The organism is Streptomyces sp. MK7, from assembly GCF_032658145.1.
GTDB classification, from domain to species: Bacteria; Actinomycetota; Actinomycetes; order Streptomycetales; family Streptomycetaceae; genus Streptomyces; species Streptomyces spiralis.
This window is the reverse complement of the sequence record NZ_JAVACL010000035.1, coordinates 36,419-51,820: the sequence shown is the minus strand read 5'-3', so window position 1 is coordinate 51,820 and position 15,402 is coordinate 36,419. Positions and strand designations below refer to the sequence as shown.

Here is a 15,402-nt window from a genome sequence, read left to right as displayed (position 1 = left end):
ACACGCAGGTACGACGGCATCCCTGCCCCGGCCGGGATGCCGTCCGTGTTCCCCGGCCCGGCCGCTTTCGTGATCGAGCACCAGGCCGCCGCCTCATGCTCAGATGCGCCCTGCTGGTCACCGCAGCGCTTCCGCTGGTCGGCGCCGTCTGGATCGCTGTCACCGCACTGCTCGCCCGCTCGGAACTGATCGCGGCCCAGCGGGACCTCGACACCCTGCGGCAGTCGGGGACGTCCGCGTCGGTGACCGCCTCCCCCTCAGGCGTGGCGACCGCATCCGCCCTGGACTGGCTGGTACGTTCCGCAGCCGCCCACGCGGCTCGCGCGCACCGCCTCACCACCGGCCCGGCCTGGTACTCCGCCGCCATGCTGCCCCTTCTCGGCGACCCGGCTCGAACAGTGCGCGGCGCCGCGTACGCGGTGGACCGACTGACCGGCACGGTGCTGACCTCGCTGGTTCAGGCCATGCCGCAGCCGGCACCGGACGGCCGTGGCAACGGGATGGCCCAGGCCCTGGAGGCGTTGCAGAAGCACGCACCACAGATCGAACGGGCCGCACGCACCGCGACCCAGGTACGGGCCGACGTGCACGCCCTGCCCAAGTCGACCTGGCTGCCGGCGGCCGACCGGGCCCGTGCCGGCCTCCAACAACAACTCGACCGTCTCGACCCGGTGATGACCGACGCCTCGGTGGCGGCCCGCATCCTGCCGCCCATGCTCGGCACACAGGGAGAACGACGTTATTTCCTGGCCTTCCAGAACTTCGCCGAAGCGCGAGGCACCGGAGGCCTGCCGGGAGCCTTCGCCGTCCTGCGGGCCGACCACGGCCGCCTGTCCTTCGAGCGGTTCGGCAACGACACCGAGATGGCGAGGATGAAGGCGAACGTCGACCTGGGAGCCGACTTCGACGCCCTTTACCAGAGCAGCGACCCCACCCATGTATGGGTCAATTCCAACATCAGCCCGCACTTCCCCTACGCAGCCCGCATCTGGGCCGCGGCGTGGCGCGAGCACACCGGTGAGAAGGTGGACGGAGCGATCGCCGTCGACCCGGTCACACTGAGCCGCTTCCTGAGGGTCACCGGCCCGGCGCGCATGACCGACGGCACCGAGCTCACCGCCGACAACGTCGTGAACCTCACCGAGCAGGCCAGCTACGCACGCTACAAGGACGTCACCCGACGCAAGGCGTTCTTCGTCGACGCGGCCCGTGCCGCCGCCGGGCCGCTGATCGCCGCGGCCCACGACAGCCACCAACTGCCGGCGCTGCTCGTCGCCGTGAACGACGCCCAGCGGGCGGGACGGCTGAAGATCTGGAGCGCCCACGCGAACGAACAACGCCTGCTGGAATCCCGCCCCTACTCGGGCACGCTCCCGGACACACCCGGCCCCTTCGCCGGGCTGGTGGTGAACAACGCGGCCGGCTCCAAGCTGGACTACTACCTCGACCGGAGCATGGTCTGGGAAGCGGGCGAATGCCGCCCGGGCGGCGGCCGCGCGGTCACGGTGACCGTGACCCTGACCAACCGGGCCCCGGCCTCCGGCCTACCCGATTACGTCACGCTACGGGAGGATCACCCGGCCTACCCAACCCGCCCCGGAGACAACCGACTCTTGGTGTCGTACTACGCAGGCGTCGGCGCCGACCTAACCGGCGCAACCGTGGACGGGCGCCCGGCGATGCTCGCGCCCGGTGTCGAACGCGGCCATCCCGTGTACACGGTGGACATGGAGCTTCCCGCCGGCTCCCACCGCACCCTGGTCCTGCACCTCCTGGAACCCCACGCCACCGGCACCCCCATCCTGCTCCGGCAGCCGCTTGCGACACCGCTGCGGGCCACGCTGAAGCCCGGGCGTGCCTGCGGTGTCTGAGCCGGCGGGGCGGGCGGGCCGTCGTGCTCCTGAGTGCGCCGGTGCCCCGGCCGGACGCGGTCCCTGCGGATGTGCGGTACCGCGTCCGGCCGGGGCGGCGACTGTGTCACGTCGTGACGAGTTCCGCCGGTCAGCGAGACGGCCGGGTCAGTGACGTCCCAGTGGGCGGAAGATCCATCCGGCCCGGCGGACCGAGTAGCGGCAGACCCGGACAGCAACCATGCCACAGCGGTCGACCCGCGGTGTGGAAACGATGCCCGTCTCGAAGGAGTCCGCGGGCAGCGGCATCAACAAAGCGGCTTCGTGGGCAAAGTCCTGGCCGATGGTGCGGATCCGCATCCCGGTCCGGCGATTCTCCTCGGCCAGTTCGAACTCGGCCAAAGCGGCGTTGAGTTCGTCGAGCGAGTCGACTCGCGCGACGGGGGTGAGGTAGTGCGGCGGAAATGGCCGACCTGCCCCTCCACCCCTCCCTTCTCATGGGACCCGCGCCGTCCCGGCTCGCAGGAGAACGGGGTCGAGCCGTAGTGGCGCTGGAAGTCCGCCCACCGCGGATGTTCCCCCCGTTTCCGCGACTGGCCTTTGTGGATCACCCGCGACACCGCAGGGGACAAGTTGTCGTAGCGGATCTGCCCGCCCGGGATCCCGCCCAGCGTCCGAAACGCGTGCACGTGCCCGTCCAGGAACGCCTCCTGCCCGCAGGAGACCGTGATGCGGTGCACCGCCTTGCCCGAGTAGGCGAGCCGGGAGGCGAACACGTAACACTTGGTGCGTTCGCAGATCAGGTCCAGCCACACCTCGCCGAAGTCGACCTCCGCGTCCATGCCCGGTCGGTTGTGCCGAATCACGCCGGGTCAGGATCCGCTTGACGGTGTGTCGCTGCTTCGGCGGCGCCCGCAGGTCGTCCAGCAGCCACTCGTCGATCGTCTTCTTGAACTGCTCCAGCCGCGGCGAGGACCGCACAGGTGTCTTCCACGGCCGAGGTACCGGTGAAACCAGTGCCTCACGGACCAACCGGCGTGCACCCGGTACTTACGGGCGAGCGCCCGAACCGACAGCCCCTCGTGCCACGAATCCCGCCGGGTCCGCAAGAACAGTTCTTCCTTGGACAACTCCACCCGGCATAGCCCCCTCGCGGTGGCCTACCGCGACGGTCCCACCCCACTCGGCCGAGTGGGGTGGGACGAAACCGGAACAACCCCCGAACGCTCCCGTAGGCCCCTGCGGGCGGGGCCGACTCAGGCCGGAAAACGGGGCGAGTTCAAAGCGTCAAAGCCAGCCGGTCGCGTTCGTAGCGGCGTATGACCCGGCCCGTGGCCAGGTCCAGGTGCGTGAGCCGGGCCAGGCCGAATCGGGTCAGCACGCGGTGCACCGTAGCCGGGTTCAGGCGCCGCAGGCCCGCGATGCGGGCTGGTCCCCTGCGGCGCAGGATGCGGACCTTGATGATCCGGCGTTCGGTGCGGGTCGGGGTTCGGCTGGGCTCGCCGGTAGCGGTTGGCCCAGCGCTGGGCCGTGGTCGGCGAGACCTGGAAACGCTCCGCGGCACGTCTGAGGGGCCAGTTGTCCTCGGGCCACGCATCGGGCCAGGCGCAGGCGGCCAGTCTCGGTGAGGGGTGCATTACGGTGGAGCACGAGGGCCTTTCTGGCTGGTGTAGACGTCGCAATCCACACCGAACCCGGAAGGCCCTCACCCGTTCAAGATCCCACAGCCGAGACCTGCCTCACCTGTCCACAACCTCCCGAGACAGAACAGCTAGCCCGGGCCGTCGACTCAGTAGGCACCGTCACCTCGCAGCACCGCAGGCAGCGTGCGGAAGAGGATCGCCAGGTCCAGCTTGGGGGACCAGGTGTCAACGTACTGCAGGTCCAGGCGCAGGGCCTCCTTCCAGGGCAGGCTGGACCTGCCGCTGATCTGCCACAGTCCGGTCAGTCCTGGCCGCACCTGCAGGCGATGGCGTGCCACCCCGGTGAACGCCGAGTCCTCGACCGGCAGCGGCCGGGGACCGACCAGGGACATCTGCCCCTTCAGCACATTCACCAACTGCGGCAGTTCGTCCAGGGAATAGCGGCGCAACCAGCGCCCGGCCGGAGTCACACGCGGATCGTCACGGACCTTGAACAGGTGCCCGTCCGACTCGTTGTGAGCCGCCATGGCTTTCCGCATCCTCTCGGCCCCGACTCGCATGGTACGCAGTTTGAGGACCTCGAACTCCTGCCCGCGCCACCCCGTCCGCCGTTGGCGGAAGAGAAGGGGGCCTGGCGTGTCGACCTTCACGGCAACAGCGGCCGCCAGGAGCAGCGGAGCCAGTAGCAGGAGCAGAACGGCAGCTCCCACCAGGTCGATGGTGCGCTTGATCGCTCGGTCCGTCCACGGTGAGTGCCGCCGCAATGCAGCCCCGTGGAGAGCCGCCTCTACAGCGGATACCGCCATCTCGTGCCTCCTTTGGGTTGAACAGGTGAAATGTCCCTGTCTACAGGCATGTCAGAAGGACTCAATGCCTCAATCACTTCATGACTGACTAATAGATAGATACACGACATATGCCAGATTTAGCGAAGCAAACACTGCAACTTGCCCCCGTCCGGCTTTGGACGGCGTGGCCGAAAGGACCTGCATGCGTGCGGTAGTGACGGGTGGAGCCGGGTTCATCGGTTCCCATTTGTGCGAACGGCTGCTCCGTGAGGGCCACGACGTCGTCTGCGTGGACAACTACGTGACGTCCAGCCCCCGCAACGTCGAACACCTCAGGGACGACCGGCACTTCCGACTCGACGAACGGGACGTCACCGAGGGCCTGGAAGTACCCGGCCCCGTGGACATCGTGTTCCACCTGGCATCACCGGCCTCGCCCGTGGACTACCTGAGGCTGCCCCTGGAGACGCTCGGTGTGGGCTCGGCCGGCACCTGGCACGCCCTGGACCTGGCCGCCGCGAAGGGTGCCCGGTTTCTGCTGGCCTCCACCTCCGAGTCCTACGGCGACCCGCAGGTTCATCCGCAGCCGGAGAGCTACTGGGGCAATGTCAATCCCGTCGGGCCCCGCTCGGTGTACGACGAGGCCAAGCGTTTCGGTGAGGCCCTGACCGTGGCCTACCGCAGACACCGCGGTGTCGACGCCAAGATCGTGCGCATCTTCAACACCTTCGGTCCGCGGATGCGTGTGGACGACGGAAGGGCCATCCCCACCTTCGTCGGCCAGGCACTGCGCGGAGATTCGATCACCGTGTCCGGTGACGGAAGCCAGACCAGGTCACTGTGTTACGTGGACGACCTGGTCGACGGACTGCTGCGCATGCTGGCCAGCGACCACGGTGGCCCGGTCAACCTCGGCAACCCCCACGAGGTCTCCATGTTCGAACTGGCGGAGTGGATCAGGAAGCTGACCCAGACGAGTTCGGACATCACGCTAATTCCACGGCCCGAGGACGACCCGGAACGACGCCGCCCGGACATCACCCTGGCCCGCGAGCTGCTGGGCTGGGAGCCCGTGACTCCGGTGGAACAGGGCCTTCGCGACACCATCAACGACTTCCGACTCCGCCTGGCCTCCAGCGACCTCGCCGAGCGCAAGAACGGGGCCGTGCCCTCGTCGTTGACCGTCTCGGCCCGCTCATGACTGCTCCAGAGAGGACCGAAGGAACGCTGGGCCCGCACACGGCCCCCGTGGTCCAGTGCATGAACGTCCCCATCACCGCCCACACACCGGAGAGCGCCGCCCAGCACGTCGTGGATCTGGCTCGGCGCATCCGCGCGGCCCGGGGCGCGGGCCACACGACTGCGTCGGCCGTACGCCGCGCCGCCGACGCGGTCCCCCGTGGTGACGTGCACCTGTGCAACGCCTACACGCTCGCACTCGCCGACCGGGACCCGAACCTGCGCAGCATCCTCCGTACGGCGACCGTCAACCTTCCGGACGGGCAGCCCGTCGTCTGGGCGAACCGCCTGCTCCACCGCGGCACGGTCCTGCCGGCCACCCGGGTTTACGGACCGGACCTCCTGCTGGACGTGATCTCGCTCGGCCGGCGGTCCGGACTGCGGCATTACCTGCTGGGCTCCACTCCGCACGTGCTGGACGCCCTGCACGGAGAGCTGCGGCGCCGCTTTCCGCAGGCCCTGATCACCGGCACTTGCTCGCCACCCTTCCGGTCGCTGACCGCAGCGGAATTGTGCGGGCAACGCGACGACGTCCGTGCGGCCGACGCGGACATCGTCTGGGTCGGACTCGGCACTCCCAAACAGGACCGCTGGGCTGCCGAACTGTGCACCGAACTGCCAGTCGTGTCCGTGGCGGTGGGCGCGGCCTTCGACTTCATCGCCGGCGCCAAGCCGCAGGCACCGCCGTGGATGCGCCGCAGCGGGCTGGAGTGGGCGTTCCGCCTAGGCTGCGAGCCGCGTCGCCTATGGCGGCGTTATCTGTTCGGTAACGTCCAGTTCCTTCAAGGAGTGATGCGTCAGGCCATGAGCCGCGGGTGACCGGGTAGCGCGAGCAAATAGGGAAAACGAATCAACAACACCGTGACGGAGTGATGGCTTCCATCCCCTCTCCTGAAGACCGGCCCATCCGCGTACTGGAGAAATCCACTACGGCGACTCGAACGGGTCCCTGCGCTGGAACCCTCAGACGGTCGTTGCTAGCCAGGGTCGTCAGCATGCCCATCAGCGCGTTTACCGTTCTGCTGTCGACGCGAATCGTGGTCGACTCCGTCGGTGTCAGGGGTTACGCCCTCTACGCCCTTGTTGTGACGCTGCCCTCCTTGATCCCGGGCGATCTGGGTACTCTGTCGGCGATCGTGGACGGAGGAGCGAGGAGCCCTGCAGGGAATTTCATCCCGTTGCGGGAAGCCGTGATCTCCAGCGCCCGCGTGCTGAAGTGGGCGGCCCTCATCGGGATGGTGGCGGGCGTCGTTCCCGCCTTCCTGGGAGGGTGGAGCAAGCTCCTCGGGCACGCCGCGGCGCCCGGTGCCGACCCAGCCGTCGCCGCGGCGTTCACCCTGTTCGGCTGCAGCCTCTTCCTCGGTCTGGGGAACTCCGTCCTCATCGCGCTCAATCGCGCCCACCTCACCCTGCTGCTCCAGATCGTCGGCAGCGTGCTGACCCTGGTACTCCTCTTTGCCGCGGCCACGATCCAGGCGCCGCTGGCGGCCTACGTTGCGGCGGGCTTCCTGGCTCAGTGCACGATCGGTGCGGTACGTCTGGTGCTGGCAGGGCGCATCATCGGCACACCTCTTCTCCGCGTGCTCATGAGAAGTCTATGCACCAGGCACTACGGACCACGGATCCTCAATCTGGCTGCACCCACGGCCGTCATCAACACGTGCTTTACCCTGATCTACTCCAGCGACCGCCTGATCCTCAGTCACATGAGCGGCACAACAGCCGTGGCCGCCTACTCCGCAGCGGCTCAGATGTTCGCTCCCGCGACTACTCTCATCACCGCCACAGGTCTCCCCCTGTGGAGCATCTTCGCCCAGCAGCGATATGGGTCCCGCAAGGCGTCATCACCGCGGGAGGTCGCGCTGCTGACTGGGCATTTCGCGCTCGGCGGCCTGATTCTGGGGCTGGCGCTGATCCTGATCGGCCCCATGGTCGGCTCGTGGATGATGCATGACCGGGCAGAGGTCGACGCAGGCCTGATGACGGCCTTCGCGGCGCTGCTGCTCGTCCAGGCGGCTTGCCAGCCCCTCGGGCTGTGGCTGACCGACGCAGCCGGCTTGCTTTTCCAGGCGAGGAACTTCGTGGTCATGGCCGTCGCGAACTTCGCCCTCTCCATCCCCCTGGCCCGTGCACTGGGTGCGCCGGGTCCCGTGATCGGCTCCGCGACCGCGCTCACGATCATCGTGTTCGTGCCGAGTTTCCGTCGGTCCGTGTTCAGGGTGTCGGCGTAGTGGCAGCGTGAGACCGCCCCCTTGGCCTCCTGCAGAGGTCACGGACCCTGCGGGAGGGGAACTCCGGGCGGGTCGTAGCCCGAGACACCCACGGCGGAGGCCACGCTGTCACGAAACTGGCGTACTCGCCGGGCGCCCGCTGCGGGTAGGGACGTGAAGTACGTCTGAAGTGCCTGCTCGACAAGCGACGAAGAGTATCCGAGACGGTGTGCGAGCTGCGCCAGTGTTCCGTGCGGGTGCGTCAGTTCCTGAACGACCTGCTTGGTGTCGAACCAGCGAAGGTGCGACCCGGCTTGAACGAGATAGTGAATCAGGTCCGTCATGGGCCGGCCGGTGAGCGTCGCGCGCTCCCAGTCAACGATTCCGAGCCCCGCAGGAGTTCTGAGAACGTTCCACGGCGCCAGGTCCCCGTGCACGACGGGGCCGCCGTTGCCTGCCTCGGCGAGCGCCTGCGTGATGTTCAGCAACTCGCGGCGTGACAGCAGTCCGGCCTGGTGCGACGTCACCCACGCGTGCGTCACCATCACGAAGCGGTCCCCGGTGATGTCCGCGGAGACGAGCGAGGGGATCCTGAATGGAAAGCCTGCGCCCGAGACCGTGCCGAGGAATTCCGCCTCGTTGCGCAACGGCAGGTCTTCCAGTGAACCGATCTTGAGGACGTAACGAGGCGCGCCCGCGACGGAGACGGCGACCACACATCTGCCGGGCGTCGACGAGTGCATGAACGCCATGCCGTCGACGGCGACGGGCAACGTACGGAGGAATCCTTCCACGCATGCCAGGGGATCGGGCACCCGAGGGCCGGTGTTCGTGCAGGTCACAAACTGGTCGAACAGGGCAGCCGCACGGCCGATGGGCCGTGACGGCCGGTCGATGAGGCGGGCGGCTGCCGCGCCGGCACGTCCGCCGGTGGTGGTGAGTCCGATGCGTTTGCCCAGACGTCCCGAGCGCAGCAGCGCGCGTCGCCAGACGAACGTGCTGTCGACCGCGTCGTTCATCCCACTGCCCTGGCGATGTACAGCTGCTCCACCATCAGCCTTTGCGTGGCCTTCCCGAGGAGTGCCGAACCGCCCACGGCGTCGACCCTTCCCAAGGGCCGCGAAGGCAGCATCCGATGGACAACCGGTGGGAAGAAGGAGAAGCCGTGACGGTGTTCGATGCGGAACCCCGCCGCCTGCAGCAGGTCGGTGACGTCTCTGTGCCTCAGCTCGTTCGGGCGCTGCGGCCTGCGTCTGGGGGTGCGAATGGCGAGTGACCGGAGACTGGGAAAGTGCCCGTGGTTGTTGAGCACGAGCAGGGCACCGGGTCGCATGTGCTGCCTGATCCTGCGCAGGACCGGCATCCTTACCTCTTGGGGCGCGTTCAGCAGGAACCGGAAGACGGTGACTGCGTCGTAGGGGCCGGCCAGAACGTCTTCCGTCAGCACACATCCGACCTTCACCTGCGCCCTCGGACTGGCGGCGGTCGCGCGCTCTGCCATCTGTGCGGAGATGTCTACGCCGGTCAGCTCGTCCGACACGTCCTGCACGGCCCGGAGAATCCGGCCGGTGCCGCAGGCGAAATCCAAGACTCTGAGCCGGCCTCGGCGTTCCCGTTCCCTGCGCAGCACCTCCAGGAGAACGGGCCGTTCGAGTCTCCAGACATAGTCGTCGTAACTTCCTTCGTCGTACTGGCGATCATAGTGCTCCACCCTGTCCTCCTCGAGGAACCGGGTTTCGTAGCCGCTCCATCCTGAGCGCGTCATGTCACGATCCTGTTCTTGTCGGGAACCTGTGTTCTTCCACCAGCCAGGTGACGCGGCGATGCGCGCTGTCGGTGAGCCACCAGCGCAGATCTGCTGCCCGGCCCAACCGGTTGGCCCGGGCCTGCCTGACGTATCCACGGCTGACCAGTTTCTGCGCGGCATGTGCCGACAGGCCCAGAAGGCGTGAGACTCGTCGCATTCCCACCGTCGTGGGCAGGCCGTGAATCGAGTGGACGAGTTCCAGCTCCGCCCGGTCCTTCTCGGTGGGACGCTGGGTGACCTGGGCGCTGTGCAGACGATAGGCCGCCAACGCCCGGGGCACGTACCGGAACCGAGCACCCAGGGCTGCCAGTGAGAGCCACAGGTGCCAGTCCATGACCCTGCGCATGCGCGGATCCCAGCCCGTCTGCACCAGGAGACTGCGCCGGACGAAGGTGGCGCAGGACGGAATGAAGCATCCGTATCGACGGAGTGTGAGTCGGGAGAAACGATGCGCGGGAAGAAGCCTCAGGTATCCACCGTGCGCATCCACGAACACGCAGTCCCCGAAGACTACGTCGGCCTCCGGCTCGGCCGCGATGGCGTCGGCCGCGGCCGAGATGGCTCCGGGAAGGTAGAACTCGTCGGCGTTCAGCCAGCCGAGCCAGTCGGAACTGGCGCGCGCCGCAGCCCGATTCAAGGCGTCGGACTGCCCTTGGTCTGGCATGACGACCTGCCGGAGTTGCGGGTGGCGCTGCGCCAAGGTGTCCAGCAGTTGGGGCGTACCGTCGGTGGACGCCCCGTCCTGGACGATGTGACTGAGGCCGGGGTAGCACTGGCGTGCTACGGAGGTCACAGCGTCTTCGATGTATCGCCGATAGTTCAGACTCGGCGTCAGAATGTCGATGGCGGGTCGTCCGGTCGTCACATGCCTCTCCCTGTGAATTCCTTCGCGAACTGGGGGCAATTCCATCGTATTTATCGCAAATTCCGTCTTATTGAGAGACACGCAGGTCACTGGCCGACGGCGAGATTCGACGAGGCCGGTCACCGGCTCGGCGCTCACCCAAACACAGGAGGCCGCTCGGCCAGTGCCTGGGCATAGACCCGCTCGATCTGGCTGATCCAGGCCTGCTCGGTGTAGAGTCGCGCGAAGATGTCGCGGCAGTGCCCTCTGAGTCTGGGGAACACGCGGGCGGCATGGGCGAGCACGTCACTGATCGGTTCGTCCCAGGTCGCGACCAGCCCGGTGCCCTGCTGGCGCACCGCCTCGGCGGCCGAGGAACCCGCGAACGCCAGAATGGGTACCCCCGCCGCGAGCGCTTCGGGGTAGATCATGGGTGAGCCTTCCAGACACCGGCTGGGAAACACCAGGCCCAGCCACTGCGGTAGCCGCCGAATCAATTCCCCGTGGTCCAGCGGACCCAGAAATCGCACCTGCGGTGCCACCCGCTGGCACTCCTTCATCAAGGGACCGTCACCGATCACATCCAACCGCTCGTGTTCCGGCCAGATCCGCAGCAGTTCCAGCAGACCCTTCTCGGGGGTCAGACGGCCCGCGAAGACCCACCGCGACATCGGCACCGGCGAGTGTCGTGCGGGGTCCGCGTCCGCAGGCCAGCTGTCCTGAGCGGGATAGGAGCCGCCCGTTGCAGGGCTGAAGTTGGGGATCAGCGCGCAACGCTCCGGCCGGAGCCCGGCTCGAAGATAGATCTGGCGGCTGGATTCGGACAGGAGCACGACCCTGTCCGCCCGGCGCAACAGCGGATCAGCTGCGGCACCGCCCCGGCTCGACCACGCCAGAGGCGCCGATGCCACCCGGGAGCCCCGGTAGCAGCCGTGCCGGAGCCCGGCCCAGCGGTCTCCGTCCAGGCACGAGGTGCATACCGCTCCGTTTCGGTACAACGTCCCGCCCGCACACAGCGGCCGGAAGTTGTGCAAGGTGGCAACCACGGCTCCCTTCCAACGCCGGACCCAAGAGCGTCCGAAGTTGGGGAACAAGTTGTGGACGTGGACCACGTCCGGACGCACATCGGCCAACTGAGTCAGCGGTGAGTGGCCGTACCCGGTGGTCACTCTGGTTGCCGTCCTGATCGGATACAGGCGACTGACGGCCAGTTCGTCGGTGTGGGCCGCGACCAGGTGCACTTGGTGGCCGGCCTTGCGCAAAGCCTGTTCCTGGGCGAGCACGGCCTGGTTTTCGCCGCTTGGCACGGCCGAGGCGTAGAAACTGTGCACCAGGGCCACCCGGCAGGTCACCGCAGCCCCCCCTGCAGTTGCCGGACGCCACCGCAGCGGGTGTCCCATGCGCCCTTCCGACCGTGCCCCGGCGGGCGGAAGGCAAGGAGAATTCCACCGGCCCAGAAGAAGGGCACGGCGCCGAACGGCGACTCAAGGATGACGCCCAGCATCGAGGCGATGAAAATGGCCAGCACCAGGAGCACGCACAGCGCGCTGAGCGGTTCTGTTCCCCTTCTGGTGCAGAGCTCACGCGTGGCAGCGGAGACAATGACGATGAGGAGTGAGGCGATCACCACCAGGCCAACAGTGCCCAGCCTCGCCAGGACGGTCAGCGCATAGTTGTGAGGTGAGCGTACGCCTTCGAACCGGTCTGATCCCAGGGCGATGTCAGCTCCCGACGACCGGAGGAAGTCCGGTCCGAACCCGACACCGACCAACCCCCGGACCGGGTCGGCGAACGCGTAGTTGACAGTTCTGCTCCATGCGACCTTCCGTCCGTTCGAGGTCCCCTGAGCGTTCAAAGTGATTTCCTGGGAATAAGCAGTGCTGTCCAGGCCTGCGATGAGGCGTTGCCCGGCGGGGCTGTTGGGAAGCAGGGTCAGCAGAGCCAGGACCACGGTGACTCCACTGGCGAGCGTGCGCACGGTGGTCCGGCCGTTGCCGGACAGTCTGCCCGCAAGGCCTGCGAGCACACAGGCGGAACACGCCAGCAGTCCGGCCCTCGAATGCATGGTGAGTGCCAGGGCCAAGGACGCCACTGCCAGCGCGACATTCAGCCAGTTGCCGTCCTTGGCCCTGAAGCGCAGGATCGACACCCCTGTCAGGACGCCGAGCAACGCCGTGTCGAAGTCTGGCCTGAGGGCGAGGAGCGGCATGCCCCCCGAAGTACTCAGGTTCGAGGAGAAGCCGGGCGCCAGGATCAGCAGCGCCACCCATCCGAAGTGGACGACGAGGGCCCCGTACAAGATACGGAAGGTCCGCCGTCGAGAGGCATTCCCGGCACAGGCGAAAGAAGGTGCCGACAGGTAGGCAACTGCCATGTAGAGGAACGGGGCCGCGTCGCGCGCGACGGCTTCCGGCTCTCCTTCGAAGGTGAGCAGGCGAACCAGCGTCAAGAGAACTGCCAGGCCAACCAGGTGCAGGGTCGGCCGGCTGCGGCGTGTCGTGCGTCGGCGTAGCCGATGAGCGGCGATCGCGTGGAGCCAGGTTCCCGCCAGGAGCACATCGGTGATGTACACCGGTCCCACGGCGATATGGGAGGCCCAGCGTCCACCGCCGAGCAGCACGGCCACTACGACGGTACCCGCGACCGCTTGACGAGTGCCAGCGGCACCCGGGGCGGCTGGCGGCGTGGCGCTCGGCTTGTGGCGTGATGCCGAACCATCCCCATCCGAGTTATCGGTCGCTGCTGCCGACGTGACTGTCACACACACTCCCTGCTGGTGGCTGATGAACCAGGAGTTCCGGCTGCGCGCACCGAAGCCGGATCGACCAAGCGCCGTCGTCACCGAGCGGGTGCGAGACGGTTCGCGGTCCTTGACGCGCCGACGGGAGAAGGGACGGGGGAGAGCGTGGCGAGTTCGGCATCGACCATCAGGCGGGCCAGTTCCGGTGCCCGCACCGTGGGGCGCCAGGAGAGCACCCTCTCCGCCTTCGACGCGTCCCCGACCAGGTCGTCGACCTCGGTGGGCCGCAGATAGCGCTCGTCGAATCGCACGTGGTCCCGCCAGTCGAGGCCGACGTGGGCAAAGCACTGCGCCACGAAGTCACGCACGCTGCAACTGACGCCGGTGGCGATCACGTAGTCGTCCGGTTCGTCCTGTTGCAGCATCCGCCACATCGCCTCGACGTATTCGGCCGCGTATCCCCAGTCCCGGCGAGCGTCGAGGTTGCCGAGGTACACGACGTCCTGCAGACCGGCTTTGATGCGTGCGGCGGCCTTGGCAACCTTGCGGGTGACGAAGGTCGGGCCGCGGCGAGGTGACTCGTGATTGAACAGGATGCCGTTGACCGCATACATCCCATAGGCTTCACGGTAGTTGCGCGTCGCCCAGTAGGCGTACACTTTCGCGACGCCATACGGTGACCTGGGGTGGAACGGGGTTCCCTCGTGCTGAGGCGGCGGAGTCGCGCCGAACATCTCCGAACTGGACGCCTGGTAGAAGCGGCAGGGAAGCTGCGTCATCCTGATTGCTTCCAGCAGTCTGGTCGTACTGAGCCCCGTGGCATCCCCGGTGAACTCCGGTTCGTCGAACGACACGCGTACGTGTGACTGGGCGGCCAGGTGGTAGACCTCGTCCGGCTGCACGTGCTCGAGCAGACCGGCAACACGAGTCCCGTCCGTGAGGTCACCGTAATGCAGAAAGAGGCGGGCATCCGGATCGTGTGGGTCCTGATAGAGATGATCGATGCGTTGCGTGTTGAATGTGGAGGCACGGCGGACGATTCCGTGCACCACGTACCCTCTTTCCAGCAGCAACTCTGCCAGGTAGGAGCCGTCCTGTCCGGTGACTCCGGTGATCAGTGCTGTCTTGTTCGTCACGCGCACTCCTTCTGTGCGCCCGGTGAGGGCGCAATGTATCGAATCCGAAAGCCTGTTACGTAGCCACAGATTCGGGGACACCTCGTACCTCGGGAAGTCCCGCCACGTACGGAGCGGCCTCCGGGGCTGCCAGCAATACGCAGCCACGACGAGCCCCAGTCTCCTGATGAGATGGGCACTCGGGCCAGAAGACCTGATACGGAGTGATGGCGTCGCCCACGTATTTGATGGACAGTTCCGTACGGCCGTACACGTCGAACCCGTAGCCCGGGTCGTCCGGGACCTTGAAGTCGTCAATGACAATCACGGAGTTCGTCCAACTGCTGGTGATGATGTCCACCTCCTCTCGAAGCGGCAGATCCGCGTCCCAATGTGCGTCAAGGTAGAAGAGCACGCGCGACCGGGGGAACGAACTCGTTCCGCGGAGTTCCCGGAGAGCCCTTCTCGAGTCCGACTTGACGACGCGGATGTCTGGCACCTCGCGAAACTTTCGGGCTGCCTGACGTGCGAGTCTGCTGTCCTTCTCAACCGTCCACACCGGACAGCCGGACACATTCCAGAGGAATTCGGTGGTGGTCCCCCGGTGCGTCCCCGATTCGAATACCGCCTGCGGCTGCAGCTCTCGGATCAGAGAACGGAACAGGGTCTGCCGGAACCTCTGCCCATTGAGAGGGGGCCATGTCTTGTGAAGCCAGGGATGGAGGCTGCGAATCCTCGCCATCGACTTGCCGATGAAGGGAACGTCTGATTTGTTGTTCGTTTCTTCGGTTTGCAGGTTCACCATCGGATCTGACCTGTCCTGTCTCGTAGATCAGTGTGATGAGATTGACGCCGCTGATCGTCGGTGGATCACGTACGCCCGACAACAGATATTGACGACTGACCAGGTCGTCACCTACCCGACACGCGGTAAAAGATCGTCGTGGATGGAAGCGGCGCCGGCGCGGTAGAAGCCTGGGACGCTCATCTCGGTGGGCTTGAGGTGTCTCAAGGACTCCATATCCAGCGGCACAGGCTGGCCGAGGTCGGTGGTGACGTAGTCGGCGAGAGGCTGTTTACTCCTCTGCGCAAGAGGTGATCCTGCTGGGTGCTGGTCGGACCCCCGGCGGACACCGGTAATGTGACGCATAGTGAGTGACCTGACG

13 protein-coding genes and 1 pseudogene are annotated in these 15,402 nt (G+C 67.0%); 4 read left to right on the top strand and 10 right to left on the bottom strand.

Annotated elements, in window-relative coordinates; genetic code table 11:
* Positions 1-95: 95 nt before the first annotated feature.
* The gene (locus tag R2S09_RS29745; protein ID WP_316744381.1) at positions 96-1,871 is read left to right on the top strand and encodes a DUF4012 domain-containing protein; all 1,776 of its coding nucleotides are present in this window, start codon (positions 96-98) and stop codon (positions 1,869-1,871) included.
* A gap of 147 nt (positions 1,872-2,018) precedes the next feature.
* Here the strand turns inward: R2S09_RS29745 and R2S09_RS29740 are convergent, their stop codons facing one another.
* The 3 genes and pseudogenes from R2S09_RS29740 to R2S09_RS29730 all read right to left on the bottom strand — a co-directional run bounded on the left by R2S09_RS29740 (position 2,019) and on the right by R2S09_RS29730 (position 4,299).
* On the bottom strand, positions 2,019-2,252 hold the full coding sequence (locus R2S09_RS29740; protein ID WP_316744380.1) for a hypothetical protein: 234 nt from the start codon (positions 2,250-2,252) through the stop codon (positions 2,019-2,021).
* 904 nt (positions 2,253-3,156) lie between these two features.
* Positions 3,157-3,500 (bottom strand): annotated as a pseudogene (locus R2S09_RS29735) (helix-turn-helix domain-containing protein); the annotation flags it as partial.
* Between the two features lie 139 nt (positions 3,501-3,639).
* A complete protein-coding gene (locus R2S09_RS29730) occupies positions 3,640-4,299 on the bottom strand; it encodes a sugar transferase (protein WP_316744379.1) in 660 nt (219 codons plus the stop codon).
* 184 nt (positions 4,300-4,483) lie between these two features.
* On the opposite strand from R2S09_RS29730, the gene R2S09_RS29725 reads away from it, so the two are divergent.
* The 3 genes from R2S09_RS29725 (at position 4,484) to R2S09_RS29715 (ending at position 7,751) form a co-directional block, all read left to right on the top strand.
* Positions 4,484-5,482 (top strand): UDP-glucuronic acid decarboxylase family protein, encoded by a 999-nt coding sequence (locus tag R2S09_RS29725; RefSeq protein WP_316744378.1) that lies wholly within the window; start codon positions 4,484-4,486, stop codon positions 5,480-5,482.
* Between the two features lie 59 nt (positions 5,483-5,541).
* Complete coding sequence (locus tag R2S09_RS29720; protein ID WP_316744377.1) at positions 5,542-6,339, top strand: WecB/TagA/CpsF family glycosyltransferase; 798 nt, start codon at positions 5,542-5,544, stop codon at positions 6,337-6,339.
* A gap of 176 nt (positions 6,340-6,515) precedes the next feature.
* Complete coding sequence (locus R2S09_RS29715) at positions 6,516-7,751, top strand: hypothetical protein (RefSeq protein WP_316744375.1); 1,236 nt, start codon at positions 6,516-6,518, stop codon at positions 7,749-7,751.
* A 38-nt stretch (positions 7,752-7,789) separates the two neighbouring features.
* Here the strand turns inward: R2S09_RS29715 and R2S09_RS29710 are convergent, their stop codons facing one another.
* The 7 genes from R2S09_RS29710 to R2S09_RS29680 form a co-directional block, all read right to left on the bottom strand.
* Positions 7,790-8,749 (bottom strand): phosphotransferase, encoded by a 960-nt coding sequence (locus R2S09_RS29710; protein WP_316744373.1) that lies wholly within the window; start codon positions 8,747-8,749, stop codon positions 7,790-7,792.
* Positions 8,746-9,495, bottom strand: coding sequence for a class I SAM-dependent methyltransferase (locus tag R2S09_RS29705; protein WP_316744371.1), 750 nt, complete (start codon positions 9,493-9,495; stop codon positions 8,746-8,748). The genes R2S09_RS29710 and R2S09_RS29705 overlap by 4 nt, the downstream gene beginning before the upstream one ends.
* A gap of 1 nt (position 9,496) precedes the next feature.
* Positions 9,497-10,402 (bottom strand): glycosyltransferase family 2 protein, encoded by a 906-nt coding sequence (locus tag R2S09_RS29700; protein WP_316744370.1) that lies wholly within the window; start codon positions 10,400-10,402, stop codon positions 9,497-9,499.
* A gap of 134 nt (positions 10,403-10,536) precedes the next feature.
* A complete protein-coding gene (locus R2S09_RS29695; RefSeq protein WP_316744369.1) occupies positions 10,537-11,712 on the bottom strand; it encodes a glycosyltransferase family 4 protein in 1,176 nt (391 codons plus the stop codon).
* Between the two features lie 17 nt (positions 11,713-11,729).
* On the bottom strand, positions 11,730-13,007 hold the full coding sequence (locus R2S09_RS29690; protein ID WP_316744368.1) for an O-antigen ligase family protein: 1,278 nt from the start codon (positions 13,005-13,007) through the stop codon (positions 11,730-11,732).
* Positions 13,008-13,219: 212 nt separating this feature from the next.
* A complete protein-coding gene (gmd, locus tag R2S09_RS29685) occupies positions 13,220-14,257 on the bottom strand; it encodes a GDP-mannose 4,6-dehydratase (protein WP_316744367.1) in 1,038 nt (345 codons plus the stop codon).
* Between the two features lie 55 nt (positions 14,258-14,312).
* Entirely contained in the window at positions 14,313-15,041 is a 729-nt protein-coding gene (locus R2S09_RS29680) for a hypothetical protein (protein ID WP_316744366.1), read from the bottom strand.
* Between the last annotated feature and the right edge of the window lie 361 nt (positions 15,042-15,402).

What these genes read in the sequence shown, in the direction of transcription:
- R2S09_RS29680 (WP_316744366.1), bottom strand. Translation starts at nt 15,041, where the DNA reads ATGGTGAACCTGCAAACCGAAGAAACGAACAACAAATCAGACGTTCCC.
- R2S09_RS29705 (WP_316744371.1), bottom strand. Translation starts at nt 9,495, where the DNA reads ATGACGCGCTCAGGATGGAGCGGCTACGAAACCCGGTTCCTCGAGGAG.
- R2S09_RS29745 (WP_316744381.1), top strand. Translation starts at nt 96, where the DNA reads ATGCTCAGATGCGCCCTGCTGGTCACCGCAGCGCTTCCGCTGGTCGGC.
- R2S09_RS29720 (WP_316744377.1), top strand. Translation starts at nt 5,542, where the DNA reads ATGAACGTCCCCATCACCGCCCACACACCGGAGAGCGCCGCCCAGCAC.
- R2S09_RS29715 (WP_316744375.1), top strand. Translation starts at nt 6,516, where the DNA reads ATGCCCATCAGCGCGTTTACCGTTCTGCTGTCGACGCGAATCGTGGTC.
- R2S09_RS29725 (WP_316744378.1), top strand. Translation starts at nt 4,484, where the DNA reads ATGCGTGCGGTAGTGACGGGTGGAGCCGGGTTCATCGGTTCCCATTTG.
- R2S09_RS29730 (WP_316744379.1), bottom strand. Translation starts at nt 4,299, where the DNA reads ATGGCGGTATCCGCTGTAGAGGCGGCTCTCCACGGGGCTGCATTGCGG.
- R2S09_RS29710 (WP_316744373.1), bottom strand. Translation starts at nt 8,749, where the DNA reads ATGAACGACGCGGTCGACAGCACGTTCGTCTGGCGACGCGCGCTGCTG.